Raw genomic sequence first — 25348 nt, forward strand, 5'->3', positions numbered from 1 at the left:
TTGGTCAATTTACTAAGTAAGATACGCTACCACAAATCCCACACAAACACTTAAAAACTTTAATAGGTTAAAGCGATGTCCTTCGGAGTTTTCAAATAAGATAACGGTAGAAATATGCAAGAAAATACCTATTACAATAGCCGAAAGCTCCGTTTGGTAATTGACAAGGCTTGGTACTGTATTACTTAAAAAAGTGCCTAATGGCGTCATTAGGGCAAAAAAGAGTAAAAACAGTGCTGTCTTCCACTTGTTCACCCCCGAATTCACAAAAAAAGTAGTGAGCACAATAGCCACAGGCAGTTTGTGCACGAATATACCATACACAAGGTCGTGATTATGTCCGTGAGATAGCGGGAAACCTTCTAAAATCGAGTGAATACTAAGGCTGATAAACAGTGAGAGAGGAAAAGCACTATGCTGGTGTGGGTGTGGGTGCTGGGTGTGGCCGTGTTCGGCTCCGTGCGAAAAGAACTCTAAGACAATTTGCAAGAGTACTCCTACTATCACAAAAAGTCCTATGTATTTAAAATCTTGCGTGTGCTCATCGTGAGAGTGATATACTTCGGGTATCAGCACGAATACAGTGAGTGCCAATAGGTAAGCGCCACTGAAAGAGAGTAGTAATTTGGTGTATTGTTGTTGGGCAGGTTTAAAAAAGGTAACGAATGAGTAGCCTAATACTACTGCCAGAAAAGGGAGAAGATAATTCATTTTACATTTAATCTCTTACCTGTTTTTTAAAGGTAGCACGGCGAGCAAAGATAACCGGGTCAAAGCTCTTCCAGAGTTGCTGAATAGCAATATTTTCTTCGAGTTCAGGTGTAATCACGCAATGAGTAACCCCATTGCGGGTGAATATATCATAATAATAGTCGAACAACAAGGCGGGAATACCCTTACTTTGGTATTCGGGGGCTACCCCAATAAGGTAGAACTCCACCGTATCGTGATGTCGTTTCGATTGTAATAAATACCACCAACCCCAAGGGAAGAGTTTGCCTTTTGCCTTTTGTAATGCTTTAGAGAACGAAGGCATCACAATGGCAAAACATATCAGTTTACCGTCCTTATCTTCAATAAAACGTATATACTCAGGATTGATAAAAGGGATATACTTTTGTTTGAAGTACTCTCGCTGACGTTCGCTTATAGGCACGTAGGAGGCTAACTTAGAATAGGTTTCGTTGTAAAGGTCAAACATTGCATCTACGTGCTTGAGCACTTCTTTGGTAGTGGCGGTATCGATAAGTTTTACGCCATAACGTTTTTTAATGGCTTCGGCTGTTTTTTTGAACAATTCGGGTTTAGCATTCTCTATAAGGAAAGACATATCGATAAAGCCTTTTTCTTTAGTGAAGCCTAATTGCTCTAAATGCCGATTATAATAAGGATAGTTATACCACGTCATCATATTCGAGATATGTTCGTAGCCCTCAGTGAGCAAGCCCACCTTATCCATACTCGAAAAGCCCATAGGACCTTCCATATACTCCAATTGATACTCACGGGCTTTTTCAGCTACCTTATCCAAGAGAGCTTGTGTTACTTGAATGTCGTCTATCATATCCAGCCAACCAAACCGCACTTTCTTTATACTCTGTTTAAGGTCGTGCTGATTAATAATAGCTACTACGCGCCCTACCATTTTACCTTTCTCATTGTAAGCTCCGTAAAAGAAGGCTTCGGCATTGTCGAATACAGGGTTCTTGGTTTTGTCAAAAGAGGCTACCTCGTCACTGATGAGAGGCGGTACCCAATAAGGGTTGTTTTTGTATAAAGACAAAGGAAACTTCACAAACTCGGTAAGTTCCTTTTTAGTGGTGAGTTCTTTAATCAGGATCAATGGCATTACGTCTGTTTCTTTTAGGTTTTTTCTTGTGTTGTATTTTGGTGGTTTCTATTGTTTCACTCAATACCTTCTTGATATAGCTGTTGTGGTTATCGATGCGATAAGAAGCCCCGAACAATCCCATATAGCGTTGTGGGGTATCTTTCCAGCCAAAGCCCATATCGGCATTGAGTTGTATTTTATCGGAAAGCAAGAAGGCAACGCCAAGACGCGTAATCTGGTCGTTGTAATGCTGGCTGTGAATACCTTGATGTTCTGCAAAGATACTAAACCAACCATTGTCTAAGTTATGAGTAACGGTGAACAAATAGCTGTATTCGGTGTTTTTACCGCTTAAGAATCTATCAATGATACCGTTTGCTACCAACACCACACGAGGGATAGGCTCTGCTTGAAAGATAGCTGCTACTTTGGGAGAGAGTGCCGGTATTGACTCGTAGTAATATCGCTTGTTTGGTAAGAAATTCACCCCTGCATAAAGAGATATGGAAGGTGTGAGATTGCGCCATCTAAAAGAGTTATTAGCCTTCCAACTGTAAATACTCGGCTCTTCATCTAAAAAAGCAGGTTTAAAGAGTAAATACTTAGCTCCGATAGTATTGTTCACAAAGCCAAAGTGCGAAGTCGTACCATTAGATGCAATTGTACGGTCATAAGCAAGAGTACCATTGAGCATCACTTCCAATTCTTCTTTATAAAAACCATAACGCACTGCATAGTTCATTCCCGTAAAATCCATAGAAGTGCCTGTCTCTTTGTGGTGGTTGTGCTCGTACCATAAACCTCCTTCAAATTGTAATACTCTCGCCCCTACTGCATAAGCACTTTGTGAAGTGCCTGGGAGGTTTGAGTTAATAATTTCAGTGTATTGTGCCTTTGCCAAAAACGGAAAAGCACAAAGCATTAGCAAGTATATTTTCTTCATTGTATGTGAATATTTTAGGCGACAAAGGTAGGAAAAAGTTTTTTACTATACAACTTTTATAACCTAAACACGTTCTTCTTCACTTTCAACTTTCCCTTTACATCGTAAACGATACCGTCTTCTTTTAAGTAATTTTCTATATTCATTTGCAGAAATTCTTGGTGCGCCACGCAAAGCACCACTACATCGTTGTGGGTAGGCAGGTTTTGTGATTTAGTAGCTACCTCAATGCCGTACTCTTCAAGAGCGCGCTTAGGGTCTGCACAAGGGTCATACACTGTAATATTGTTAGTAAAATTTTCAAGGGTACGGTAGATATCCACTACTTTCGTATTGCGAGTGTCGGGGCAGTTTTCTTTGAATGTAAAACCTAAGAGCAGGATTCGGCTGTCCTTCACAGGCATACCTTGTAAACACAAGCGGTTGATAATCTGATAGGCGATATAGCCTCCCATCGAGTCGTTCGTCTTGCGTGCTTCCATCATTAAGCGTGGCGATACGCCGTGCAGTTTAGCTTTTTGTATGAGGTAGTAAGGGTCTACCCCTATACAGTGTCCACCTACCAGACCGGGGCGGAAGGGCAAGAAGTTCCACTTGCTACTCGCTGCATCTATCACCGCATTAGTATCAATCTCTAAAATATTGAATATCTTCGCTATCTCATTCATAAAGGCGATATTCACATCACGCTGAGCGTTCTCTATCACTTTGGCGGCTTCGGCTACTTTTATAGACGGGGCAAGGTAAGTGCCTCCCCTCAGCACTGAATTGTAGAGCGTATCTATTTCCTGTGCTACCTCGGGGGTAGAGCCTGAGGTAATCTTGCAGATAGTCTCCACGGTATGGTGCTTATCACCAGGGTTGATGCGCTCAGGCGAGTAACCCACAAAGAAATCGCGGTTGTATGCAAGCCCCGACACGCTTTCCAAGATAGGCACACACACCTCTTCCGTCACTCCTGGGTAAACAGTCGATTCGTAAATCACTATATCTCCTTTTTTTAGCAATGCACCTACTGTTTGGCTCGCTTCGCGCAAAGCGGTAAGGTCAGGTTGCTGATAGAGGTCGATAGGTGTAGGTACTGCCACTATGTACACATTACAATCCTTAGCGTCATTTGGGTTTGCAGTGCAAATGAGGTGGGTAGCCAATCGCTCTTTAAGGATTTCACTACCGATTTCGCCCGTAGTGTCAATACCCGTGTTGAGGCTCTCCACTCGCGCCGTATAGGGGTCGTAACCCACTGTGGGATATTTTTTGGCAAACAGACAAGCTAAGGGGAAACCCACATAACCCAGCCCAATAATGCCTATTTTATATGATTTCATCTAAATAATTAACAATTCACAATTAATAATTAACAATCCTTTCCCAAAACTCCGCCTCGTCCAGCTGGGCAGAAAGTCCTCTCCTCTGCCCCCTATTACCTGAGGCTTATGCCCCAAAGCTTAGTGCCTAAATCATATTATACTGTTTTAGTTTGCGATATAGCGTCCGCTCCGAAATCCCCAAGGCTTTGGCGGTTTCCTTGCGCTTGCCACCGTTGTGTTCTAACGACTTGCGTATCATCTCGCGCTCTTGCTCTTGAAGTGAAAAACGCTCTTCTTCCGCAGCTTCCTCATAGTCGTACACCTCTTCGTGAGATAGGATTTCCTTCTCGGTAGGAGGTACGGGAATGATAGAATAAGCCGGAGAGCTCGCCTCATTCTTGTGTGAATCATTGCCGTAGATGCGGTGAATAAGTCCCTCGTTGTCCTGTTGTACTTGGGCTGAATTGCCGTGTTGTAACAGTTCAAGGGTAAGCTTTTTCAAGTCGTTGAGGTCAGATTTCATATCGAAAAGCACCTTGTAAAGTAACTCGCGTTCGTTGCTAAAATCACTATCCTGGCGCGCTTGCTGAGGTACAACCTGTGGTAGATTGCTACCCTCATCGGGTAAGTAGGTGCGCAAAATACTCGCCGTAATATCCCTGCGCTGTTCAAGTACCGAAATCTGCTCGGCTACATTCCGCAACTGACGGATATTCCCGCTCCAACGGTAGTTCGTGAGCAGATGTACCGCATCTTCGCTGAGCTTCACAGGAGGCATTTTGTATTTCTCGGCAAAATCCGAAGCAAACTTGCGGAAAAGCAAGTGGATATCGTCTTTGCGTTCGCGCAAAGGAGGCAAATGTATCTCTACTGTGCTGAGTCGGTAATAAAGGTCTTCGCGAAAACGTCCTTTTTTAATAGCTTCTTGCATTTGCACATTGGTAGCTGCCACAATGCGTACATTTGTCTTCTGCACTACCGACGAACCTACTTTTATGAACTCGCCGTTCTCGAGCACCCGCAAGAGGCGCACTTGGGTAGTGAGGGGCAATTCACCTACCTCGTCCAAGAAGATAGTCCCGCCATCGGCTTCCTCAAAATATCCACTGCGGGTAGCGGTAGCTCCCGTAAAAGCGCCTTTTTCGTGACCAAAAAGTTCCGAATCAATAGTCCCTTCGGGGATTGCTCCGCAGTTTACGGCTATGTATTTGCCGTGTTTGCGTAGAGACAGCGAGTGAATGATGCGCGGTATAACCTCTTTTCCCACCCCACTTTCTCCGGTGATGAGTACCGAAATGTCAGTAGGGGCTACTTGTATGGCTTTTTCGATAGCGCGATTTAGCTTAGGGTCGTTGCCAATAATGCTAAATCGCTGTTTTATAGCTTGTATATTTTCCACTTTTTTAGTTGAGAGTTTATGAACGGCAAAGGTACGAATATTTTTTTGAATTTATGTCAGTTCGATATAACAAAAAGCTATTTTTCAATCGCTTTTCCTCCGCCTTTCTGCCACCACACTCCCACTAAACTCCTCCCCACAAATTTGCTAATTTCCAAATTTCCCAATTTGCTAATTCTCTTCCCCGTCGCTACATTCCCCCTTTCAAGGTAGCCAGCGACAGCTGGGTATGTGTAAAGGGGGATGTTTTATCATTTTTTTCCGCCACTACACTCCCCCTTTTCGGTCACTAAATTCTCCTTTACTGTCGCTACATTCCCCCTCTCCTTGGGAGAAGTCTCCGAATAGGAGAGTATGTGAACGGGGTGAGGATTCCTTTTCTTTCGCCTCGAAACCCCGTTTTTAACATTTTTAGCGTTGTTGTATTATATTATGAATCAACTACTTATATACCCTTTCTATACCAATCGTCCAAGATTCGTATAAGCTTCCTATAAGCTCTCTATAAGCTAACCCCACCCTTCTCACAGCCTTTTTTTACCAAAACCCCTCTCAGCTCTCTTCCGAACTTTTCTGTTTCCTTCCGAATACTCCTAACAGTCACCAACACATCGCTTTTTCATCTCAAACTTTGCCAAAGTTGAATAAACTAACAAACCCTCCGCTAGTGCAATTCTTGTAGCCTCCTCCTCATTCTCCCATTTCCACATTTTCTCATTTCCACATTTTCTCATTCTCTCATTTTCTCATTTCCACATTTTCTTTATCTTTGCAAAAAAAATATGTTTTTAATGAAGAAATATATCATCACTTTATCGCTTTTGTGCCTCGCAATGGCTTGCAAAAGCCCCTCAACCGGACAGATAATCCCCCAAGAGGAGATTACTAACCAAATGTATTTTACCTCCAAACCCATTGTTTCTGCTCATCGGGGTGGGGGAGGAGAGCAACTTAAGGGCTATCCCGAAAACTGTTTGGAAAGCATTCAATACCTTTCCAAAAAAGGAATACACAGCTTTGAGATAGATATCTTCGAGAGTGCCGACGGCGATTTGCTCCTGATGCACGACGATAAGTTAGGACGTACCGCCACAGGTCAAGGAGTCGTATCAGCTCTTACTACCGAACAGTTGGGCACTGAAAAACTCAAAGATGAGTTCGGCAATGTAACTGCTTTTCAGATTCCGTTTTTAAAAGATGTACTTTCGTGGTGTAAAACCCATAAGGGGTACTTAATGTTAGATTTTAAAAAGGGTATTTCTTATCAAAAAGTGGTAGATTTAGTGCGCGAAGAGAAGATGGAAGCGCAAGTGGTGCTTATCAGTTATAATACTGCACAAGCCGAAGCCTTGCATAAGGTAGCTCCTGAGATGCTCCTTTCGGTGAGCGCCCGCAATGAAGACGAACTAAACCGTATTTTGCAAACAGGTATTCCTAAACAGAAGTTGTTGGCTTTCACTGGCATTCGTTTAGCTCCTGATCAGCTGTATGAGCGTTTAAACCAACTAAAAATACCTGCCATATTAGGTACATTAGGTAACTTAGATAAGCGTGCTGCTACCAAAGGCGACCACCTATATACCGAGTGGGCAAAGAAAGGTATACAAGTTTTTTCTACCGATAGACCTTTGGCATTCAAGTAAAAAATAAGAGGTAAGAAACTTACTTCTTACCTCTTATTTTATCTAAAATAAATCGTTTTCGCTAATACTCTTGTCGTGTTTAGTATAAGCAGTAGGGCGTTTGGCAAAGAAGTCGTCAAGCTCATTGCTGAACACTTCCTCCTCAAACCACATCATCGGTTTGGCTTCCTCTCCCGAAATACCAAAAGGCTTTCCTAATCCCAATTGTGTAAGCGAGTCGTCCAAACGATAACGCATATAGTTCGACAAGTCTTTTTTGCTAAAAAACTCCAATTCACCTTGTTCAAAAATCCAGTCTAGCATCTTGTCTTCCAAAGTGATATAACTACGGATAAAAGTAGTTGCATCTTCTTCGGCTTTAGCTTTCATTTCTGGATTTTCTTCAAATATCTTTTTGAGAATATAAATACCTGCATTGGCGTGTAACTGTTCGTCTACCGATGTCCACGCAATAATATTCGCTACGTTTTTCAAGAACCCTTTAAAACGCGTAAATGAAAGAATAGTAGCAAACTGACTGAACAACGAAGCATTCTCAATAATCAATGTGAAAAACAGAATCCGCTCCATAGCGTTCTCACGATTTTTAGCCAAGTATTCTTTTAATACATTACTGCGTTCTTTAAAAACAGGTACCTCCAATAAGTTTTCAAACTCGTTGTTGTAGCCCAAAACCTCCAATAAGCGTGCGTAAGCCTCGCTGTGGCGGAACTCACATTCTGCAAAAGTAGCCCCTAATCCGTTGAATTCAGGTTTAGGGAAGAGGTCATAGAGGTCTCCCCAGAAAGTCTTTACTGATACTTCCACTTGGGCGATACCTAATAGAGCGCGCTTCACTGCCTCTTTTTCCACAGGTGTTAACTCCGATTTAAAATCCTGAATATCGGCAGTAAACTCCACTTCTGAGTGTACCCAAAACGATTTGTGCATAGCGTTCACAAACTCCATAACCTCAGGATATTCAAAAGGTTTGTAGTTCTCGCGTTTGTCAAAAATTCCCATAATGATAAATGTTTTTTTATGAATGTTTTAATGATGTTTTACAGAGCGCAAAGATAATAAAAATACTATAAACTCCAATAATTTTTCTAATTTTCTAATTCCCACATTTCCTAATTTTCTAATTTTCTCATTCTCTAATTTTACCTTTTATCTTTTACCTTTTACCTAAATTCACCTGTTGATAACTCTGTTGATAACCTGTTAATTTAAATTGATAACTATTTTTTTGTCAATAATAAATTTATTCGTACTTTTGCCTCGTCAAACAATGATTAAACATTTATAGAACTATGGAAGAATTTGTAAAATTAGTAGAACACATTTTGTATATGGAGAATTTCAACACTGCAATTACTCCTGATTTAAAACAAAAGTTTATAGAGCTTAACAGAACTTATGGCAACAATGTGCCCGATAAGTATAAAGCAGACGTAAACAGATTATATAATAGCTTTCGCGATAAACAAAGCGTAGAGGTAGATAGTAACGCTTACGCTGTTAGTTAACAGTAAATGAATGTTTTAGTAACTGGAGGTAGTGGGCAATTAGGTTCTGAAATTCAGGCTAATCCTCACAAGAAAAGTTGCTACTATTTCACGGATATAAATAGCTTGGACATCTGTGATGTCCAAGCTATTCGTGCTTTTGTGCAACTTAATAATATTGGTGTCATTGTCAATTGCGCAGCTTATACCAATGTTGATAAAGCCGAAGACGACTCAGCTCTCGCAACTCTTATCAACCATACAGCTGTCGAGAATTTAGCAACTGTTTGTAAAGAACACAACTTGCCTCTTATTCATATTTCCACCGATTATGTCTTCGGAGGAAGTAAAAACACTCCTTATACCGAAACCGACCCAACCACACCTCTTGGGGTCTATGGGTGTACTAAATTAGCAGGCGAACAAGTAATACAACAAGCAGGCATTGAACATCTCATTATCCGTACAGCGTGGTTGTACTCATTGCGTTTCGGTCATAACTTTGTAAAGACTATTCAGCGCCTCAGTGCCGAACGTACTGAACTAAAAGTAGTATTCGACCAAGTAGGTACCCCTACCAACGCTTCTGATTTAGCCGATTTTATTGTGCAAGCAGTCGAAAATCTTTGGTATAAAGGCAAACGTGAGGTATATCACTTCTCTAACGAAGGGGTTTGCTCGTGGTATGACTTTGCAGTAACTATTGTAGCGCAATCGGGTAATAATTGTAAAGTATTGCCCTGTCGTTCCGATGAGTTTCCAAGCAAAGTAACGCGCCCTGCCTACTCAGTGTTAGATAAAACCAAGCTAAAAAAAGACTTTAATTATCCAATTCCTCATTGGAGGCATAGTTTTTGCAGTGATAAATGAGAAATAAATGCTAAATTATATGAAAAAAGAAATCTCAAAGAGCCCCTTTAAAGTAGGTGATATTGTAGAAGTATCACCTGATTTAACTATGTTAAAAGATTGGATAACAGGTACTGTTATTAAAATCTTTAAAAATCCGTTTATAGGAGATGAAATAGTTATCAAAGATAATCAAGGACGTATCTTCTTCGGTGTAAAAGATTACTTCAAAACCTCTAAATCTTAGGTTATGTATGCTATAGCTTTTGATATGAATATATCATCTTTAGAAAAGCATTATGGGAAACCGTATAATAATGCTTATTATGAGATAGCTTCAGAACTTGAAAAATATAACTTTTACAGAATACAAGGGAGTACCTATGTAACCGATAATAAGGATATGGGCAATTTAATGTTAGCCATAGATGCCCTTGCTTATATTGAATGGTTTGCTAATGCTGTTAGAGATATAAGAGTATTCAGAATTGAGGACTGGAGTGATTTAACTCAAGTAGTAAAAATAAAATCCACTAAAAAAACATTTATTAATTAGATATGGGACTTATAATAACCATTGCAATCATAGTGATTCTAGTATTTTGGTACATTAGTGCCAACAACAAACTCGTGGCATTAGCCAATAATCGTGAGAACGCCTTTGCTGATATCGATGTGCAACTCAAGCAACGTCACGACCTTATTCCTCAACTCGTAGCAGCTGTAAAAGGCTATATGACTCACGAGTCCGATGTGCTCACCAAAATCACTCAAGCGCGCAGTCGTGCTATGAGCGCTACTGATATAAACGATAAGATTGCAGCTGAGAAAGAACTCTCTTCTGCTATGGGTGCTTTCAATATCCAAGTAGAAGCTTATCCTGATTTGAAAGCGAATACTAACTTTATGCACCTCCAACAAGAAATTGCTGATATAGAAAATAAATTGGCGTCAGTGCGTCGCTTCTTCAACTCTACTACCAAAGAGCTGAATACCGCTATCCAATCAATACCTACTAATATCGTAGCAGGTTTCAAGAAAATGACTCCACAACCCTTCTTCGATTTGGGTACAGAACAACGCCAACAGTTGGATAAAGCTCCAGAGATTTCGTTTAGCTAATCGAATGCATAGAAGATATATAAAGGAGATGTTTTATAGCGTCTCCTTTATTTGTTTTTTTGAACATTGTTTGGTATTCTCATATAAAACTAATATCTTTGCCACTCCTATCTTTGCAAGTAAAGAAAAATGGGTAATAATAAAAACTTAAATTATGCAATATCTTGGTATCCGACAACAAATCGCACGAAATAACACCAAGTCTGTTCTGTATTTATTAGCCTTCCCCTTGCTAATCCTTGCGGGAACCTATGCGGTATTGTATATGCTTAACGACCAAGATATAGAGGCTGTAAATGCTCAATTCCTTTCAGTAGTCCCTGTGGTGCTGATAGGGGTAGCTATATGGTTTGTAATCTCCTACTTCTTCAATACCCAAATGATACAAACCGCCACTCACTCTCGTCCCTTAGAACGCCGTGAGAATATGCGGGTGTATAATCTCACCGAGAACCTTTGTATGAGCGTCGGAATGCCTATGCCCAAGCTCTATATTATAGAAAGCGATGCGCTCAATGCTTTTGCTTCCGGTATCAACCAAAAAACCTTTGCCGTCACCCTTACACGTGGTATTATCAACACGCTTAACGACGACGAACTCGAAGGGGTGATAGCTCACGAACTTACCCATATCCGCAACCGCGATGTCCGTTTGCTTATTATTACCATTGTGTTTGTAGGTATTTTTGCCACTATTGCCAATATCGCTTTCCGCACGATGCTCAATAGTCAGTTGTATTCTTCACGCAATAGGCGAAACGAAAAGGGTGGGGGAGGAGCTGTTGTGCTGGTAGTCTTATTGGTAGCAGGGGTTGTCTATTTCTTTTCAATACTCTTTAAGTTGGCACTTTCTCGCAGTCGCGAATATATGGCTGATGCAGGAGCTGTTGAAATGACCCATAAGTCTTTGGCATTAGCCAATGCCTTAAAGAAAATCTCAGGGCACTCCACCATCGAAGGTGTGGATAACGACGAAGTAAAAGAACTCTTCATCGACTATAAAGCCGAAGGCTTTTTTGCAATGTTCGCCACCCACCCACCTATTCGCAAACGCATACAAGTATTAGAGCAATTTTAAAGACTTATCTTAGCTCAAAACAACTAAAACATTTTTGCGCATAAGCTTCCCTTCTACAACTCCCCTTGATTCCTTCAGTAAACGTACCTCACCTATGTATCAATCATAGAAGTTTTCTTTCTTCATTCTTCGTCTTTTGTTTGTCTTTTCTTCATTCTAGACCCACTGTAGAGCCACTGTAGACCCACTGTAGAGCCACTGTAGAGCCACTATAACCCCACTTATCCCCCATTTAAACCTTATTACTTGTCCGTATGCCCCACACCTGCTCGTGTGGTTCGTATCGTATTTTTGTTTGCTTTTACATCACAAAGCTTTGCCAAATCCTAATTAGCTAATTATTCACGTAAGCTAAAAAAATAGCAATAAAGTTAAAACATATTATTCAGAAAATATATCTGATATTCAAATGTTTGTATTTACATTCAAAATATTTTCGTAAAAAAAGTGCTAAAAATTTTGTCGATAAAAAAAAATGTTATACTTTTGCGCTCTGTAAAAAGATAGACGCCGGCATAGCTCAGTTGGCCAGAGCACGTGATTTGTAATCTCGGGGTCGTGGGTTCGAATCCCTCTGCCGGCTCAAAAAAAAGTACATATTTTAATAGTTCAAATATTCGGGGGAGATACTCAAGCGGCCAACGAGGGCAGACTGTAAATCTGCTGGTTTTACCTTCACAGGTTCGAATCCTGTTCTCCCCACTGTCATATTTTTATTTTTTTGCGGGAGTAGCTCAGTTGGTAGAGCGTCAGCCTTCCAAGCTGAATGTCGCGAGTTCGAACCTCGTCTCCCGCTCTTTTTTTGTATGCTGATGTAGCTCAGGGGTAGAGCACTTCCTTGGTAAGGAAGAGGTCACGAGTTCAAATCTCGTCATCAGCTCTCACGTATTTTGTACACACATCAAACACTCATTTATATAACTAAGATTTAAAATTTATTTAAAAATGGCAAAAGAAACATTTGATCGTTCCAAACCCCACTTGAATATTGGTACTATTGGACACGTGGATCACGGTAAAACAACTTTGACAGCCGCTATTACTAAAGTATTAGCCGACGCTGGTCTTTCAGAAGTTCGTAGCTTCGATTCAATCGACAACGCTCCCGAAGAAAAAGAACGTGGTATTACCATTAATACCTCTCACGTAGAATACCAAACAGCTACTCGTCACTACGCACACGTAGACTGTCCTGGCCACGCCGACTACGTAAAGAATATGATTACAGGTGCTGCCCAAATGGACGGTGCTATCCTCGTAGTTGCTGCTACCGACGGACCTATGCCTCAAACTCGTGAGCACATCCTCCTCGGTCGCCAAGTAGGTATTCCTCGTATCGTTGTGTTTATGAACAAAGTAGATATGGTAGACGACCCAGAATTGTTGGAACTCGTAGAACTCGAAATGCGTGAGCTTTTGAGCTCTTACCAATACGATGGCGATAACACTCCTATCATTCAAGGTTCAGCTCTTGGAGCTCTTAACGGTGAGAAAAAATGGGTTGATAGCGTTCTTGCCCTTATGGACGCTGTTGATAAATGGATCGAACTTCCAACTCGTGACATCGATAAACCATTCTTGATGCCTATTGAAGACGTGTTCACTATCACCGGTCGTGGTACCGTTGCTACTGGTCGTATCGAAACTGGTGAAGCTAAAACAGGTGATGCAGTTGAAATCATCGGTATGGGTGCTGAAAAATTGACCTCTACTATTACTGGGGTTGAAATGTTCCGCAAAATCCTCGACCGTGGTGAAGCTGGTGACAACGTAGGTTTGTTGCTTCGTGGTATCGACAAAAAAGACATCAAACGTGGTATGGTAATCTGCAAACCAGGTTCTGTAACTCCACACTCTAAATTCAAAGCTGAGGTGTATATCCTTTCTAAAGAAGAAGGTGGTCGTCACACTCCATTCCACAACAACTACCGTCCTCAGTTCTACGTACGTACTACCGACGTAACCGGTACTATCCACTTGCAACCAGGTGTTGATATGGTTATGCCAGGTGATAACGTAACTATCGAAGTAGAATTGTTGCAACCTATCGCATTGAACGTAGGTCTTCGTTTCGCTATCCGCGAAGGTGGTCGTACCGTAGGTGCTGGTCAAGTAACTGAAATTCTTGACTAATTAGCTAAGAAGGTTAGGTTAAATATTATTTAATACAAAAAAGTTTTGAGCATAAAAACTCAAAACTTTTTTTAAAATACGGGTGTAGTTCAAGGGTAGAATAGCGGTCTCCAAAACCGTTGATGGGGGTTCGAATCCCTCCACCCGTGCTTAACATTACCAAAGTTCCAAACTTTGGTAATGTTTTTTTATCTTCTAAAAATCATATCTTTGCATCACTATTTACCCTTTTATCTTTTACCTAAATATGCTCCATATTTTTGATGATAAATAAAAAAGTTGTACCTTTGTGGTGTCAAACCCAAAAATTGCATTACCAATGAAACCTCTTTATTTTTTCTTCTGTATGCTCCTCGTTATGAGTTGTAGCAAGAGTTCCGATGATAATAACGCTTTTGCTTTTACGTCTCTACTCAATAGTTATACGGGTTCTACTGCTTCTGTTACTCACCAGCAAGAAATTATTCATAGCGAAACCGAATTACAAGAGATTGCTAAAGAATGGGGTATAGAAAACAAAATAGCCAAACTCCCTAAAATTAATTTCAACACTGAACAGTTGGTACTCATTTGGGGAGACATCAAAGGTTCGACACCATCGCAAATAGAGGTAATCTCGGCTATAGAATATGATGACTATATAGAAATCATCACTGAAAGCAAAGTAACAGGAGATGCCTCGGCACTTAGTCGTCCTTTTTGTATTATTAAAACGACTAAAACACATAAGAAAATGGTGATTAAGAGTAATATCTCTACTAGTGGAATTATAGATTCTTAAAACAATTTCCTTAAAACATTTGTTTTTTAATGACAGGTTTAATACTTTTGCGGGGTAGTTTATTAGGCATCATACGTTAGAGTTTTTTCAGAAACTCTCCGAGCTTCTCCGAAAATTCAGACACTCCTAAACAACTTCACTCAAGAATTTCAACTAAATATCAATTAACAAGAAGTAAAGGTATCATCTCTTACCTCTTATCTCTTAGCTAAATAAAATGGAAAGTAAATTTAACATAGGACAACGCGTGTGGGTTTCTCCTCAACTCACAGGGAAACCCGATTGGGTAGAAGCTACCGTTACCGAAATAGAACAAAATCCCTTTATAGGAATTGTCATTGAAGTAAAGACGGACAATGGCGAATTATTCTTTGAAAAAGAAGATATGTTTAAACCCGTAGAAGAGGAAGAATTATGCACGCTATAGCTTTTGACTTAATAGTTTCTGAGCTAAAGAAACATTATAAAGATCCATATCACAACGCTTATGCTGAAATTAGAAAAGTACTTAAGCAAAATAATTTTTATTGGATACAAGGGAGTACTTATGCTACTGAAGGCGATTTGCGAACCCTTTTTCGTGCTATACAAAGCCTAAAAAATATCAAATGGTTCTGCCTCTCAGTGAGAGATATTCGCGCTTTCAAAATAGAAGACTACTCCGATTTCACTCAAGAATTTCAACTAAATATCAATTAACAAGAAGTAAAGGTATCATCTCTTACCTAAACAAAATGGAAAGAATAGCAAGTTTTTGTATCGACCACCTCAAACTCGAGCGTGGCATTTATGTATCGCGTAAAGACTATGTAGGCAACGAAGTGCTTACCTCTTTCGATATCCGTATGAAGCTCCCCTATCGCGAGCCCGTACTTGGCAGTCCCGAAACACATACTATCGAGCACCTCGCCGCTACTTGGTTGCGCAACAACCCCGAGTGGAAAGACAAGATTATCTATTGGGGGCCTATGGGCTGTATGACCGGTAATTACCTTATTCTCGCTGGTGACTATACCTCCAAAGATATCGCCCCCCTCATCACCGAACTTTTTGAGTATATCGCTAATTTCGAAGGTGATATTCCTGGTGCCTCAGCTTTAGAATGTGGCAATTTCTACAACAACAACCTCCCTTTTGCTAAATACGAAGCTAAAAAATACTTAGAGGAAACCTTATATCACCTCACCGATAAAAATCTGAATTATCCCAAGTAAAATATGAATACAATGATTTTACAAGAACCCACTTTCCTAACTGATAGACAAGGCAATACACTCTCGGCTGTTATTCCTATTGAACAATATAACGAGCTTTTGAGAATTGCTGAATTATATGAAGAGTTAGAAGACTTACAACTCTATTACGAATCTAAAGCCGACCCAACTCCTGCTGAGCCTGCTGATATAGTATTTAAAAGAATAGAAGCTCGCCGTAAAATCATACTTTGTTAAAATATTTGAAATAATCCATTAAATCCGGCAGCGATAGCTGCCAATCCGTGCACATCACAACTGACAATAGAAAATTATCCGTGTCAAAATTTGTGTGATTCGTGTAATCCGTGCGAGAAATTAACGCAGCAAAGCTGCAGAAACATAAAACTATAAACAATGAATACACCCGAAAAATTATCTCTCTTGCGCTCTAAAATGCAAGAAAACCACATCGACGCTTTTGTGGTATTCAGCGCCGACCCTCACCTTAGTGAATACCTACCCAAAGAATGGCTCGAACGCGCTTGGCTCTCTGGATTTACAGGCTCTGCGGGTTTTGTAGTCGTTACCAAAGATAAAGCCGGCTTGTGGACGGACTCTCGCTACTTTGTACAATCGGCTATCGAGCTCAAAGGCTCTGGCATCGACCTCTTCAAGGACGGTGTAGAAGGTACCCCCGATTATGCCGATTGGCTCGTATCAGTACTTCCCGCTGGGGCTACTGTGGCACTTAACGCCTTGGCAACCTCTCACATCGCTTGGGAAAAACTACAAGCTACTTTAGCCGCTCACAACATCAAATTGGTGCATAAACCTCTTATCGACCTTATCTGGACAAACCGAGAAAAAGACCCTCTTCATCACATTTTCGTACACCCCGACAAATGGGCAGGACAAACCGTAGCCGAGAAACTCACCGCTATTCGCAAAGCAATGGCTAACCACCGCACTACCTTGCACCTTATCACTGCCTTAGACGATGTAGCTTGGACACTCAACCTCCGCGGTAGCGATGTGGCTTACAACCCTGTATTCCTCGGTTATATCGCTCTATCCGATAAAGAAGCGACTCTTTTTGTAGATAAAGCTAAACTCACCCCTGAGGTAGAAGCTCATTTGGCAGCAGCCAAAGTAAACGTGCGTCCTTATGATGAGTTCTACAACTATTTGGCTACCGTAAAAGGACAAAATATACTCCTCGCCCCTAATACCAATCAAGCGATATTCGAAGCCCTCCAAAAGGACAATAAACTCGTGCAAGCTCCCGCTCCTGGCAACCTGATGAAAGCCGTGAAGAACGCTACCGAGCTCGAAGGATTCCGTACTGTAATGGTACGCGATGGGGTAGCAATGGTGAAGTTCCTCTACTGGCTTACCCACCAAGTAGGCAAAGAACCAATGACCGAATACAGCATCGGCAAGAAGCTACGCGACTTTCGTGCCGAAGGCAAGAACTTCGTAGGCGAAAGTTTTGGCAGTATCATTGGTTACCAAGGTAATGGCGCCATTGTGCACTATTCAGCTCCTAAGCACGGTAGTAAAGAGGTACACCCCGAGGGTAGTGTTTTGGTAGACTCTGGTGGACAGTATCTTGAAGGTACTACCGATATCACTCGTACCATTCCATTAGGCAAAGTAAGTCAACAGTTTATTGACGATAGTACCCTTGTACTCAAAGGAATGATACAACTCGCAATGGTACAATTCCCAAGAGGCACTCGCGGTGTACAGCTCGACGCCTATGCGCGTATGGCACTTTGGAAAAACCATAAGGACTATGGTCACGGCACTGGTCACGGTGTAGGTAGCTTTATGAACGTACACGAAGGACCTCAAAATATTCGCAAAGACCTCAACCCACAAGTACTATTAGCAGGTATGGTATGCTCCGACGAACCTGGGGTATATCTCGAAAATCAATACGGTATTCGTCACGAGAACCTCATTACGGTGCGTGAAGTAGCTACCAACGAGTTTGGTACGTTCTACGATTTCGAGACCCTCACCCTTTGTCCGTTTATGCCTTCAGGTATCAATGTGGCTCTCCTCACCGATGTAGAACGCCAATGGCTTAATGCCTACCACAAAACTTGTGAAGAAAAACTCGCCCCTCTATTAGAAGGTGATGTAAAAGAATGGTTCTTAACTCTTGTAAAACCTTTGTAGTTTAGCTTCTATTTGTTTTTAAATATACTGAAGGAAGGCTACCCGAAGCTCTATTTGGGTAGCCTTTTTTAATTATTACGCTTGTCAATTGTTTATTATTTTGTACTTTTGAGCCCAAAATATAATAAGATGTCTGTAGAAGTTCAACAACTAACAAAAATATACGGACAGCAAGTGGCTGTCAATGCTATCAGTTTTCAACTTGAAAAAGGTGAAATTACCGGCTTTTTAGGACCTAATGGAGCAGGTAAATCTACTACTATGAAAATGATTACAGGAGCGCTTACCCCTACTGATGGAACAATAACAGTAAATGGCATTGATATACTAAAAAATCCTATTGAAGCACAGAGAACAATAGGGTATTTGCCTGAACACAATCCGTTGTATACCGAAATGTACGTGCGAGAATACCTGCGCTTTATGGCTGAACTATACCCCAAAGTCCCCTCCGATAGGATTGAAGAGGTAATTGCTCTTACAGGGCTTTCTTCTGAAAGCGATAAGAAGATAGAGGCGCTCTCCAAAGGCTATCGCCAGCGTGTAGGCTTGGCTTCTGCGCTTATTCACGACCCCGAAATTCTTATACTCGATGAACCTACCACAGGGCTCGACCCCAATCAGCTGGTAGAAATACGCCATATTATCAAAGAGTTAGGTAAGCGTAAAACAGTGTTACTATCTTCTCATATTATGCAAGAAATTCAAGCTTTGGCTGACCGTGTGATTGTATTGCATAAAGGTAACATCGTGTTAGATAAGAAAATGACCGAACTGCAAAACAAAGAACAAATTATAGAAGTAGCTTTTGATTTTCGTGTCGAAGAACGCCTCTTGCGCGCTTTGCCTAACATAGTATCAGTGCATAATGTCTATGATTTTCTATATCAGTTACAGTTCGATACCTCAGAAGATATGCGCCCCACTGTATTTGATTTTGCCAAAGAAAACGGATTGAAAATACTACAAATTAATCACAAGCATAAAGACTTAGAAGAAACCTTCATTCAACTAACGGCTAATAATTAAAAAAGTTGCTTGATTTTTTCAAGCAACTTTTTTTATTGACCATTAGGCATTATTTTATTCAGAAACGCCTCTCTACAATTCTCAGCAATCGTAATGCGTTGTTTGCCAAATACTATTTGGTTGCGCTCCACTACTTTCACTTTGTCCAGAGCTACTATAAACGACCTATGCACTCGCATAAACCGTTCTTCCGGTAATTCCTCTTCCAATTTCTTCAAGCTCATCAGCGTTACAATAGGTTGTGACTGACTGTTGAGGTATATTTTTACGTAATCTTTAAGACTTTCTATATACAAAATATCATCATACATCACCTTTATTTGCTTGTAATCTGCCTTTACAAACATATAATTCTGCGCTATTTCGAGCGGTTTTTCAGTAACAGAAGGTGTGCTTAATAGCAAAGCCTTTTGAGCCGTCTCCAAAAACTCAGCATAATCAAAAGGTTTCAATAAGTATCCAATAGAGTTTACCTTATATCCCTCAATAGCGTATTGGTCAAAAGCCGTAGTAAAAACAATTTTAGTAGAGGTGGGTATCTTTTTAGAAAGCTGGAGCCCTGTAAGTTCAGGCATTTGGATATCCATATAGATAAGGTCGGGTGCGCTACCTTCATATAAGAACGTCAATACATCAATAGCATTGCTAAATTTGCCGACTAACCTCAGAAAAGGAGTCTTTACCACATAACTTTCTAGCAGTTGGAGCGCCATAGGCTCATCGTCTACAATGATACAAGTAAGTTGCATTTTGCCACAGATATAAAATTCCAAAGGCAAAGATACACTTATTTTTCCGTTATATACCCAAATAATGATATTTTTTCCTCCCGCACACTCCCACTGAGCTCCTCCCACAAATTTGCTAATCTCCTAATTTGCTAATTTTCTAATTCTCTTTTCCGTCGCCATATCCTCCCTCTCCTTGGGAGAAGTCTCCGAATAGGAGAGTATGTGAACGGGGTGAGGATTCCTCTTTCTTTCGCCTCGAAACCCCGTTTTTGGCATTTTTGGCATTGTTGTATTAAGCTATTAATCAATTTTTTACACACCCTTTCTATACCAATCGTCCAAGATTCGTATAAGCTTCCTATAAGCTCTCTATAAGCTAACCCCACCCTCCTCACAGCCTTTTTTCACCAAAATCTCTCTCAACCCTCTTCCGAAAATCTCCGTTTCCTTCCGAAAATTCAAAACCTCTCTAAGATTCTCTAAAAACTCCGACGAACCTCTCTCCCCATTTCACAAGGCGCAGCCTTGATTTTGTTTAAAATTTGTTTAATTTCTGAAGCACAGCCTCATTCCTCTAACTCAACCTCGCACCTCATTTCCTCATTCCCTAATTTTCTCATTTTCTCATTCTCTCATTTCCTAATTTGCTAATTATAACTATCTTTGCATTTTAATTACTCAAAAAACTATGGCAGATAAACACCATTACAAAGGTCTTACCGATGCGCAAGTCCTTGAAAGTCGCCAAAAATACGGCGAAAACTCCCTTTCATCAGTAGAAGGCGAACCGCTTTGGAAACAATTCTTAGAAAAGTTCACCGACCCCATTATCATCATTCTTCTCGTTGCCCTCGTCTTCTCTTTTGGAGTATCTACTTATGAATATGTGGTGCATAATGAAGGTTTCGATGCTTTCTTAGAGCCCATAGGGATTCTCTTTGCTGTACTCTTGGCTACAGGTGTCGCTTTCTATTTTGAACATAAAGCCAATAAACAATTCGAAATTCTCAATCAGGTAAACGACGAGATTTACTACAAAGTCATTCGCAACGAACACATTACACAAGTGCTCAAAAAGGATATTGTAGTAGGCGATATAGTGATTTTGGAAACCGGTGAAGAAGTACCCGCCGATGGCGAGCTCCTCGAAGCCGTATCAATGCATATCAACGAGTCTACCCTTACCGGAGAACCTTTGGTACACAAAACCACCAATCCATCCGATTTTGAGGCAGAAGCTACTTACCCTTCTAACTACGTTTGTCGCGGTACTTCGGTATCCGATGGTCACGGTATTTTTGAAGTGAAAAAGGTCGGCGATGCTACCGAATACGGCAAAGTGTTCGAGGGGGTTCAGATAGACAACACAGTGAAAACTCCCCTCAACGAACAGTTGGATAAACTCGCAGGAATGATTACCAAAATCAGTTACGCTATTGCAATTTTGGTGATTGTAGGTCGTCTTATCCTATATTTTACGCTTCCTGCTCATAACATAAACCAAATCGATTGGATTGATTTTGGTCACTATCTTCTCAATACAGCGATGATTGCTATTACCGTAGTGGTAGTTGCGGTACCCGAAGGCTTACCGATGAGTGTTACCCTCAGTTTGGCTTATAGTATGCGCAGTATGATGGCTACCAATAACCTCGTGCGCAAGATGCACGCTTGTGAGACGATGGGCGCTACTACCGTGATTTGTACCGATAAAACGGGTACACTCACCCAAAACCAAATGACTATCTACGAAACTTATTTCAATCGTTTTACAGATGAACAATTAGGTGAAAAACTCATCGCCGAATCGATGGCGGTGAACTCTACGGCTTACCTCGATTTTACTGATAAAGAAAAACCAAACGTGCTGGGGAATCCTACCGAAGGAGCACTCCTATTGTGGCTCTACGGCAAAGGAACCAACTACTTGCCCATACGCGAAGGGAGTGAAGTGCTTAACCAACTCACTTTTTCTACCGAGCGCAAATATATGGCTACTTTGGTGCAATCACCAGCGTTGGGCAAACCGGTATTGTACGTGAAAGGAGCTCCCGAAATCGTGATGACTTTTTGCTACGAGGGTGGTAAATTCCTTTCCGATATTCCTCAAGCCGATTTCGAGGCAAAACTATTACAATACCAAAACCAAGCGATGCGCACTATCGGTTTTGCATATAAAGTAATCGACGACCCGAATACGGTAATATCCGAAAATGGTAAGTTAGTGGTAAACGGCTTAAATTTTATAGGTATTACCGCTATTTCTGACCCCGTACGCCCTGATGTGCCTGCTTCTATTGAAGAGTGTTTGCACGCAGGCATTCAGGTGAAGATTGTAACCGGTGATACACCAGGTACCGCTCGCGAAATCGCCCGCCAAATACATTTGTGGGACGATACTTGCACCGAGCGTAACCAAATCACCGGCGTAGAATTTGCCGCAATGAGCGATACCGAACTCTTAGACCGCATTACCGACCTACGCGTGATTTCACGCGCACGTCCGCTCGACAAAGCACGCCTCGTGAACCTATTGCAACAAAAAGGCGAAGTTGTAGCCGTAACTGGTGATGGTACCAACGATGCACCAGCCCTCAAAGCTGCCCAAGTAGGTCTTTCAATGGGCGACGGAACCTCAGTAGCCAAAGAAGCTTCCGATATCACTATCTTAGATAACTCGTTCAGTAGTATCGGTAAAGCCGTGATGTGGGGGCGTTCACTCTATTTAAACATTCAGCGTTTTATCCTCTTCCAGATGACTATCAATGTGGCAGCGTGTATCATCGTGCTCATTGGGGCATTCTTAGGGGTAGAGTCACCGCTTACCGTAACTCAAATGCTCTGGGTGAACCTCATTATGGATACCTTTGCGGCATTAGCGTTAGCATCCTTACCACCGAGCAACCGCGTAATGAACGATAAACCTCGTGCGCGTGGTGCTAATATCATTACAAAGCCAATGACAAAAGGCATTTTTGGTGTAGGAGGATTCTTTGTAGTGTTGCTTTTTGGTTTCATTCAGTACTTTAAAAATGAGGATATCACCAGTCTCACTCAATTTTCAATTACTGATTATTTCAGTCATTTCTTTCACTTCGGAACACCCAAAAACGGACTATCGGCTTATGAACTTTCCTTGTTCTTCTCGATATTCGTGTTCTTGCAATTCTGGAATATGTTCAATGCCAAAGCTTATCGTACCGGCAAGAGTACTTTTTATAATATAGGCAAGAGCCAAGGTTTTATACTTATTGCTACGGTGATTGTCATCGGTCAAGTGTTTATCACTACTTTTGGTGGGCAGATGTTCAACGTAACCCCACTCAAGCTCACCGATTGGACAATCATCATTGGCGCTACCAGTCTCGTACTATGGACAGGAGAAATTCTCAGAGCCATAAAAACAGAAAAGTAATAGTCGCTTTTGCGTTACATACTTAGCCGAATTTTCAAACTTTGGCTAAGTTGATTACCCTAATAATCAAAATCCTTTAGTTACATTGTAGGGGCGATTGGCAAATCGCCCTCACAAAACAAAACTTTCCAGATAAGCTCTTTTTTTTGTATTAAAACTTTGCTGATTTGCTAATTTTCTCCTATCTTTGCCCCAGTATTAACTTAAATAAAGGTGTAGAAAACGGAATTAAATGTACTTTACTTTTAGTATTTTTGGGGAGGTTATTGCTAATGGTATCAAAGATTTTAAAAGAATATTTTATGTTAAAAGTAAAGAAAATGACGTTGAAAATAAACTAATTTCCGTAGACAGTATATGGTATGATAGTGATAACATTTCACCCAAAAAATAATCATTAAAACATCAACAATATGACTTTTTTAAAAACTCTCTTAGCCACTATCCTCGGATTCTTTATTTCTATGGGGATATGTTTTATTCTTTTCCTCATCTTCATCTCTGTGATGATAAGCTCAGTGGTAGGTGGTGCCAAAGGTGAAGAAGTGAGTGTGAAGGACAATTCTGTACTCGAACTTTCTTTTGAAGAACCATTAGTAGACTACGGCGAACGCATAACCTTTAAGGATTTCGACTATACCTCTGAATCCTATAACGGACTTAATGCAACTCTCAAAGCTATTGAGAACGCCAAAACCGACAAGCGTATCAAAGGTATTTACCTCAAAAGTACGGGTAACATCGGCGGATTAGCTTTCGCTCAAGAACTTCGTAAAGCTTTGGAGGATTTTAAGACTTCTGGCAAATTCGTCTTAGCTTATAGCGATGAAATTTCCCAACTCGATTACTATCTCCAAACCGTAGCCGATAAGGTGTATATTAGTCAGCTCGGAAGTGTTGCGCTCCGGGGTCTCTCTTCTGAAGTCCTTTTCTTCAAAGGGCTCCAAGAAAAAAGCGGTGTGCAAATGGAAGTGATTCGCCACGGCAAATACAAAAGCGCTGTAGAACCTTTCTTAGACAATAAGATGAGCGATAACAACCGCAAGCAACTCACCGAATTACTCTCTGCTATGTGGAACGTCATCGTTACCGATATCGCTAAAAGTCGTAATATTCCCGTAGAAAAACTCAATGAAATAGCTACCAATGTAGGTGGACGCACAGCACAGTTAGCTAAAAACAACGGACTCATAGACGGTATTCTTTTCCGCGATGAATTCGAGCAAATCATCTGTGATAAAACCGGTAGTAAAAGTATCGATAAGGTTGATTTTATCAATATTGAAGATTATGCCGAAGCCGTAGTAGGCAAAGCAACGGGCAAGCACTCCAAAAATAAGATAGCTGTTATCTATGCCGATGGTGAGATTATGCAAGGCGAAGGACGCGCTGAAATCGTAGGTAATGAAACCATTATCCGTGCCTTGCGCAAAGCCTCTGATAATAAAGATATAAAAGCTATTGTGCTTCGTATCAATTCCCCTGGTGGCGATGCCTTAGCCTCTGAATTGATGCACCGAGAAATCGAAGTTACTAAAAAGAAGAAAAAGGTATATGTCTCTATGGGCAACTATGCCGCTTCTGGTGGCTATTATATTGCGTGCAATGCTAACCGCATTTTTGCAGAAGCAGGTACTATCACCGGTTCTATTGGGGTATTCGGCGTAATTCCTAATGTAAATGCCTTAGCTACCAACTGGGGTATAAATGCCGAAACCGTAAGCACTCACCCCAACGCTCAGTTTTATAGTGTATTCCAAAAACCTACTGAACAATTCAAAAAAGAAATGACCGAATCTATTGAGCAAGTATATACTGTATTTTTAGATCGTGTAGCCAAAGGGCGTGGTAAAACGGTTGCCCAAATAGACTCCATTGCACAAGGAAGAGTATGGAGCGGTAAAGAAGCCCTTGCTAATGGTTTGGTAGACGAAATCGGCTCGCTAAACGATGCTATTGCCTACGCTGCTAAAGACAACGGACTCAAAGAATATCGCACCGTTTCTTACCCTACTTTCGAAATGGACTTTAAAGCAATGTTCCGCCGTTTTGGAGCGAATCTGAGAGGTGAGAACTTGCGCAATGAGATGGGTGTAGAAGCTTATGAAGTCTATCAGCAGGTGAAACATATCGCTCAGCAACGTGGAGTGCAAGCCCATTTAGAATACGATGTGAAACTGAAATAGTTATAAAAATTAACACAATATTAACACCTAA

At 41.0% G+C, this 25348-nt stretch carries 24 protein-coding genes and 5 tRNA genes; 22 read left to right on the forward strand and 7 right to left on the reverse strand.

What is annotated here, in order from left to right; translation table 11 throughout:
* Window positions 1–12: 12 nt before the first annotated feature.
* The 5 genes from COCH_RS06005 to COCH_RS06025 form a co-directional block, all read right to left on the reverse strand.
* On the reverse strand, window positions 13–711 hold the full coding sequence (locus COCH_RS06005) for a ZIP family metal transporter (protein WP_009417406.1): 699 nt from the start codon (window positions 709–711) through the stop codon (window positions 13–15).
* A 7-nt stretch (window positions 712–718) separates the two neighbouring features.
* Window positions 719–1849 carry a GNAT family N-acetyltransferase gene (locus COCH_RS06010; protein WP_015782369.1) on the reverse strand — a complete coding sequence of 377 codons (1131 nt, stop codon included), beginning with the start codon at window positions 1847–1849 and terminating at the stop codon, window positions 719–721.
* The gene (locus tag COCH_RS06015; protein WP_015782370.1) at window positions 1830–2774 is read right to left on the reverse strand and encodes a transporter; all 945 of its coding nucleotides are present in this window, start codon (window positions 2772–2774) and stop codon (window positions 1830–1832) included. The genes COCH_RS06010 and COCH_RS06015 overlap by 20 nt, the downstream gene beginning before the upstream one ends.
* Window positions 2775–2830: 56 nt before the next feature.
* On the reverse strand, window positions 2831–4102 hold the full coding sequence (locus tag COCH_RS06020) for a nucleotide sugar dehydrogenase (protein WP_015782371.1): 1272 nt from the start codon (window positions 4100–4102) through the stop codon (window positions 2831–2833).
* Window positions 4103–4229: 127 nt separating this feature from the next.
* A complete protein-coding gene (locus COCH_RS06025) occupies window positions 4230–5483 on the reverse strand; it encodes a sigma-54 interaction domain-containing protein (RefSeq protein WP_009419829.1) in 1254 nt (417 codons plus the stop codon).
* 782 nt (window positions 5484–6265) lie between these two features.
* Here COCH_RS06025 and COCH_RS06030 point away from each other — a divergent pair.
* The gene (locus COCH_RS06030; protein WP_015782372.1) at window positions 6266–7126 is read left to right on the forward strand and encodes a glycerophosphodiester phosphodiesterase family protein; all 861 of its coding nucleotides are present in this window, start codon (window positions 6266–6268) and stop codon (window positions 7124–7126) included.
* 42 nt (window positions 7127–7168) lie between these two features.
* Here the strand turns inward: COCH_RS06030 and COCH_RS06035 are convergent, their stop codons facing one another.
* Window positions 7169–8128, reverse strand: coding sequence for a ribonucleotide-diphosphate reductase subunit beta (locus tag COCH_RS06035; protein WP_002675128.1), 960 nt, complete (start codon window positions 8126–8128; stop codon window positions 7169–7171).
* A 290-nt stretch (window positions 8129–8418) separates the two neighbouring features.
* On the opposite strand from COCH_RS06035, the gene COCH_RS06040 reads away from it, so the two are divergent.
* The 19 genes from COCH_RS06040 (at window position 8419) to gldA (ending at window position 18985) form a co-directional block, all read left to right on the forward strand.
* Entirely contained in the window at window positions 8419–8634 is a 216-nt protein-coding gene (locus COCH_RS06040; RefSeq protein WP_002675130.1) for a hypothetical protein, read from the forward strand.
* 6 nt (window positions 8635–8640) lie between these two features.
* Window positions 8641–9483, forward strand: coding sequence for a dTDP-4-dehydrorhamnose reductase (gene rfbD, locus COCH_RS06045; RefSeq protein WP_015782373.1), 843 nt, complete (start codon window positions 8641–8643; stop codon window positions 9481–9483).
* 7 nt (window positions 9484–9490) lie between these two features.
* Window positions 9491–9709 carry a hypothetical protein gene (locus COCH_RS06050; RefSeq protein ID WP_015782374.1) on the forward strand — a complete coding sequence of 73 codons (219 nt, stop codon included), beginning with the start codon at window positions 9491–9493 and terminating at the stop codon, window positions 9707–9709.
* Between the two features lie 3 nt (window positions 9710–9712).
* Window positions 9713–10018 carry a virulence factor gene (locus COCH_RS06055; RefSeq protein WP_015782375.1) on the forward strand — a complete coding sequence of 102 codons (306 nt, stop codon included), beginning with the start codon at window positions 9713–9715 and terminating at the stop codon, window positions 10016–10018.
* 2 nt (window positions 10019–10020) lie between these two features.
* Window positions 10021–10584, forward strand: a complete 564-nt coding sequence (locus COCH_RS06060) for a LemA family protein (RefSeq protein ID WP_015782376.1) — start codon at window positions 10021–10023, stop codon at window positions 10582–10584.
* Between the two features lie 154 nt (window positions 10585–10738).
* Window positions 10739–11662 carry a M48 family metallopeptidase gene (locus COCH_RS06065; protein WP_009419836.1) on the forward strand — a complete coding sequence of 308 codons (924 nt, stop codon included), beginning with the start codon at window positions 10739–10741 and terminating at the stop codon, window positions 11660–11662.
* A 509-nt stretch (window positions 11663–12171) separates the two neighbouring features.
* Window positions 12172–12245: transfer RNA gene (locus COCH_RS06070), tRNA-Thr, on the forward strand.
* A 37-nt stretch (window positions 12246–12282) separates the two neighbouring features.
* A tRNA-Tyr gene (locus COCH_RS06075) sits at window positions 12283–12364 on the forward strand.
* Between the two features lie 21 nt (window positions 12365–12385).
* A tRNA-Gly gene (locus COCH_RS06080) sits at window positions 12386–12458 on the forward strand.
* A 12-nt stretch (window positions 12459–12470) separates the two neighbouring features.
* Window positions 12471–12542: transfer RNA gene (locus COCH_RS06085), tRNA-Thr, on the forward strand.
* 65 nt (window positions 12543–12607) lie between these two features.
* The gene (gene tuf, locus COCH_RS06090) at window positions 12608–13795 is read left to right on the forward strand and encodes an elongation factor Tu (protein ID WP_015782377.1); all 1188 of its coding nucleotides are present in this window, start codon (window positions 12608–12610) and stop codon (window positions 13793–13795) included.
* Window positions 13796–13873: 78 nt separating this feature from the next.
* A tRNA-Trp gene (locus tag COCH_RS06095) sits at window positions 13874–13944 on the forward strand.
* Between the two features lie 170 nt (window positions 13945–14114).
* A complete protein-coding gene (locus tag COCH_RS06100; RefSeq protein WP_041546738.1) occupies window positions 14115–14576 on the forward strand; it encodes a hypothetical protein in 462 nt (153 codons plus the stop codon).
* Window positions 14577–14793: 217 nt separating this feature from the next.
* Window positions 14794–15003: a hypothetical protein gene (locus COCH_RS06105; protein ID WP_009414426.1), complete on the forward strand. Its 210-nt coding sequence runs from the start codon at window positions 14794–14796 to the stop codon at window positions 15001–15003.
* On the forward strand, window positions 14991–15275 hold the full coding sequence (locus COCH_RS06110; protein ID WP_015782379.1) for a virulence protein: 285 nt from the start codon (window positions 14991–14993) through the stop codon (window positions 15273–15275). Before COCH_RS06105 ends, COCH_RS06110 begins: the two co-directional genes overlap by 13 nt.
* Window positions 15276–15310: 35 nt before the next feature.
* Entirely contained in the window at window positions 15311–15790 is a 480-nt protein-coding gene (locus COCH_RS06115; protein ID WP_015782380.1) for an S-ribosylhomocysteine lyase, read from the forward strand.
* A 3-nt stretch (window positions 15791–15793) separates the two neighbouring features.
* Window positions 15794–16027, forward strand: a complete 234-nt coding sequence (locus tag COCH_RS06120) for a hypothetical protein (RefSeq protein ID WP_015782381.1) — start codon at window positions 15794–15796, stop codon at window positions 16025–16027.
* Window positions 16028–16186: 159 nt separating this feature from the next.
* Entirely contained in the window at window positions 16187–17956 is a 1770-nt protein-coding gene (locus COCH_RS06125; protein WP_015782382.1) for an aminopeptidase P family protein, read from the forward strand.
* A 129-nt stretch (window positions 17957–18085) separates the two neighbouring features.
* The gene (gldA, locus tag COCH_RS06130; protein WP_015782383.1) at window positions 18086–18985 is read left to right on the forward strand and encodes a gliding motility-associated ABC transporter ATP-binding subunit GldA; all 900 of its coding nucleotides are present in this window, start codon (window positions 18086–18088) and stop codon (window positions 18983–18985) included.
* Between the two features lie 32 nt (window positions 18986–19017).
* On the opposite strand, the gene COCH_RS06135 is transcribed toward gldA, so the two are convergent.
* On the reverse strand, window positions 19018–19734 hold the full coding sequence (locus tag COCH_RS06135; protein ID WP_015782384.1) for a LytR/AlgR family response regulator transcription factor: 717 nt from the start codon (window positions 19732–19734) through the stop codon (window positions 19018–19020).
* Window positions 19735–20404: 670 nt separating this feature from the next.
* Here COCH_RS06135 and COCH_RS06140 point away from each other — a divergent pair.
* Both COCH_RS06140 and sppA read left to right on the forward strand, forming a co-directional pair.
* Complete coding sequence (locus COCH_RS06140) at window positions 20405–23131, forward strand: calcium-translocating P-type ATPase, PMCA-type (protein WP_015782385.1); 2727 nt, start codon at window positions 20405–20407, stop codon at window positions 23129–23131.
* Window positions 23132–23544: 413 nt separating this feature from the next.
* Window positions 23545–25317: a signal peptide peptidase SppA gene (sppA, locus tag COCH_RS06145; RefSeq protein WP_015782387.1), complete on the forward strand. Its 1773-nt coding sequence runs from the start codon at window positions 23545–23547 to the stop codon at window positions 25315–25317.
* Window positions 25318–25348 lie beyond the last annotated feature (31 nt).

This window comes from Capnocytophaga ochracea DSM 7271 (assembly GCF_000023285.1).
Classification (GTDB): Bacteria; Bacteroidota; Bacteroidia; order Flavobacteriales; family Flavobacteriaceae; genus Capnocytophaga; species Capnocytophaga ochracea.

Bases quoted from the DNA above. Each gene is read 5' to 3' on its own strand.
- COCH_RS06005 (WP_009417406.1), bottom strand. From the start codon at position 711: ATGAATTATCTTCTCCCTTTTCTGGCAGTAGTATTAGGCTACTCATTC.
- COCH_RS06010 (WP_015782369.1), bottom strand. From the start codon at position 1,849: ATGCCATTGATCCTGATTAAAGAACTCACCACTAAAAAGGAACTTACC.
- COCH_RS06015 (WP_015782370.1), bottom strand. From the start codon at position 2,774: ATGAAGAAAATATACTTGCTAATGCTTTGTGCTTTTCCGTTTTTGGCA.
- COCH_RS06020 (WP_015782371.1), bottom strand. From the start codon at position 4,102: ATGAAATCATATAAAATAGGCATTATTGGGCTGGGTTATGTGGGTTTC.
- COCH_RS06030 (WP_015782372.1), top strand. From the start codon at position 6,266: ATGTTTTTAATGAAGAAATATATCATCACTTTATCGCTTTTGTGCCTC.
- COCH_RS06035 (WP_002675128.1), bottom strand. From the start codon at position 8,128: ATGGGAATTTTTGACAAACGCGAGAACTACAAACCTTTTGAATATCCT.
- COCH_RS06040 (WP_002675130.1), top strand. From the start codon at position 8,419: ATGGAAGAATTTGTAAAATTAGTAGAACACATTTTGTATATGGAGAAT.
- rfbD (WP_015782373.1), top strand. From the start codon at position 8,641: ATGAATGTTTTAGTAACTGGAGGTAGTGGGCAATTAGGTTCTGAAATT.
- COCH_RS06050 (WP_015782374.1), top strand. From the start codon at position 9,491: ATGCTAAATTATATGAAAAAAGAAATCTCAAAGAGCCCCTTTAAAGTA.
- COCH_RS06055 (WP_015782375.1), top strand. From the start codon at position 9,713: ATGTATGCTATAGCTTTTGATATGAATATATCATCTTTAGAAAAGCAT.
- COCH_RS06060 (WP_015782376.1), top strand. From the start codon at position 10,021: ATGGGACTTATAATAACCATTGCAATCATAGTGATTCTAGTATTTTGG.
- COCH_RS06065 (WP_009419836.1), top strand. From the start codon at position 10,739: ATGCAATATCTTGGTATCCGACAACAAATCGCACGAAATAACACCAAG.
- tuf (WP_015782377.1), top strand. From the start codon at position 12,608: ATGGCAAAAGAAACATTTGATCGTTCCAAACCCCACTTGAATATTGGT.
- COCH_RS06100 (WP_041546738.1), top strand. From the start codon at position 14,115: ATGAAACCTCTTTATTTTTTCTTCTGTATGCTCCTCGTTATGAGTTGT.
- COCH_RS06105 (WP_009414426.1), top strand. From the start codon at position 14,794: ATGGAAAGTAAATTTAACATAGGACAACGCGTGTGGGTTTCTCCTCAA.
- COCH_RS06110 (WP_015782379.1), top strand. From the start codon at position 14,991: ATGCACGCTATAGCTTTTGACTTAATAGTTTCTGAGCTAAAGAAACAT.
- COCH_RS06115 (WP_015782380.1), top strand. From the start codon at position 15,311: ATGGAAAGAATAGCAAGTTTTTGTATCGACCACCTCAAACTCGAGCGT.
- COCH_RS06120 (WP_015782381.1), top strand. From the start codon at position 15,794: ATGAATACAATGATTTTACAAGAACCCACTTTCCTAACTGATAGACAA.
- COCH_RS06125 (WP_015782382.1), top strand. From the start codon at position 16,187: ATGAATACACCCGAAAAATTATCTCTCTTGCGCTCTAAAATGCAAGAA.
- gldA (WP_015782383.1), top strand. From the start codon at position 18,086: ATGTCTGTAGAAGTTCAACAACTAACAAAAATATACGGACAGCAAGTG.
- COCH_RS06135 (WP_015782384.1), bottom strand. From the start codon at position 19,734: ATGCAACTTACTTGTATCATTGTAGACGATGAGCCTATGGCGCTCCAA.
- COCH_RS06140 (WP_015782385.1), top strand. From the start codon at position 20,405: ATGGCAGATAAACACCATTACAAAGGTCTTACCGATGCGCAAGTCCTT.
- sppA (WP_015782387.1), top strand. From the start codon at position 23,545: ATGACTTTTTTAAAAACTCTCTTAGCCACTATCCTCGGATTCTTTATT.